The organism is Streptomyces calidiresistens, assembly GCF_014141525.1.
Classification (GTDB): Bacteria; Actinomycetota; Actinomycetes; order Streptomycetales; family Streptomycetaceae; genus Streptomyces; species Streptomyces calidiresistens.
The window spans coordinates 1-1,604 of sequence record NZ_VKHS01001033.1; the positions used below are offsets into that span (position 1 = coordinate 1).

At 73.1% G+C, this 1,604-nt stretch carries 3 protein-coding genes; 2 read left to right on the plus strand and 1 reads right to left on the minus strand.

Annotation, left to right across the window (positions count from 1 at the left end; translation table 11 throughout):
* Positions 1–150: 150 nt before the first annotated feature.
* Complete coding sequence (locus FOE67_RS25205; protein WP_182667126.1) at positions 151–468, minus strand: cupin domain-containing protein; 318 nt, start codon at positions 466–468, stop codon at positions 151–153.
* A 62-nt stretch (positions 469–530) separates the two neighbouring features.
* Between FOE67_RS25205 and FOE67_RS25210 the strand changes: the two genes are divergently transcribed.
* Positions 531–902, plus strand: coding sequence for a phage holin family protein (locus FOE67_RS25210; RefSeq protein WP_182667124.1), 372 nt, complete (start codon positions 531–533; stop codon positions 900–902).
* Between the two features lie 223 nt (positions 903–1,125).
* Positions 1,126–1,604 (plus strand): low molecular weight protein-tyrosine-phosphatase (locus FOE67_RS25215; protein WP_228474277.1); only part of this gene is annotated, 479 nt, incomplete at its 3' end.

Genomic DNA, 1,604 nt, shown 5'->3' on the forward strand with positions numbered 1-1,604 from the left:
GGAGGGGCGGGCGGCGCGCCGGATGCGCCGCGAGGGTACGCCTTCCCGTCGTCCCACCGCCGATGCTAGGCGGCGCCCGTGCCGGGCGGGGGCCCGCGATCCCTCGTTGGTCCCTGAGCGAACCCCTACGGGAGCCCGGGGGTCGGCGGGTCAGCTCTCCGGGGGCGAGAACACCACCAGGACCCGCAGGTCCTCGGTGATGTGGTGGAAGCGGTGGGGCACGCCGGCGGGCACGTAGACCACGCTGCCCCGGCCCACCTGGACGGTTTCCTCACCGACGGTGAGCGAGCCCCGGCCGCTGACCACCAGGTACACCTCGTCCTGGCGGTGGGGGCTCTGCGGGTCGGGCTCCCCGGCGTTGAGCGCGTACAGCCCCACCGACATGTTCCGTTCGCGCAGGAACTGCAGGTAGGCCCCGTCGTTGGCGAGGCGCTCCGCCTCCAGTTGGTCGAGTCGAAACGCCTTGATCACGCCGTCATCCCCGCCTGCCCTCTTGCCCCGGTACCGGTGTCGTCTGGAACGATCCCCGTATGACGAACCTTCTGATCAAGTTCATCGCCAACGCGCTGGCGTTGGCCACGGCCGTCTGGCTGGTCGGCGGCATCACCCTCGGTGACGAGGGCGCGGACACCGGCAGCCGGGTTCTGACCCTGGTGATCGTCGCGCTGATCTTCGGCCTGGTGAACCTCTTCGTCAAGCCGGTCCTCCAGTTCTTCGCCCTACCCCTGCTGATCCTCACCCTCGGGCTGTTCGCCCTGGTGATCAACGCCCTGATGCTCATGCTGACCGGATGGCTGGCCGGCAGTGCCTTCCAGGTGGACGGGTTCTGGTCCGCGCTCCTCGGCGGCCTGATCATCTCCATCGTCACCTGGGCGGTCACCTCCCTGCTCGACCGGGAGTGAGCCTCCGGCGCGGAGCCGGGTTCCCCGGCCCGCGCGCCGGGACGGACGCCCGCCCGGCACTACCCTGGCGGTCATGCCCGACTCCCCGTCCGAATCCGCGATCGAACCCGCGATCGAACCCGCGCGCCCGGTCGACGTCCCCGACACGCACCGTCCCCACACCCGCACCGCCGCGCCGGTGCGGGTGTGTTTCGTCTGCACCGGCAACATCTGCCGCTCCCCCATGGCCGCCGCGGTACTGCGCCGGCGCCTCGCCGAGGAGGGCCTGGCCGGACGGGTGGCGGTGGAGAGCGCCGGGACGGACGGGTGGCACGCCGGTGACCCCGCCGACACCCGGGCCGCCGCCTGCCTCCTGGCGGCGGGCTACGACGCCGGCCACACCGCCCGCCGCTTCGAGGCCGAGGAGTTCTCCCGCCACGATCTGGTGATCGCGCTGGACACCGGTCACCTGCGGCGCCTGCGGGCCCTGGCCCCGGAGGCGGCCCACACCGACCGGATACGCCTGCTGCGCTCCTTCGATCCCTCCCCCGGGGCCGGCCGGTCGCCGGACGTGCCCGACCCCTACTGGGGGGAGGCGGAGGCCTTCGCCGAGTGCCTGGCGATGATCGAGGCGGCGATGCCGGGGTTGCTCGCCCGGGTCCGGGAACTGCTCGACGGGGCCGACGGGCCGGACGGGGCGGGTCGGGACGGTGACCTCCGGCG

Coding starts and splice junctions, on each gene's coding strand:
- FOE67_RS25210 (WP_182667124.1), top strand. CDS start 531: ATGACGAACCTTCTGATCAAGTTCATCGCCAACGCGCTGGCGTTGGCC.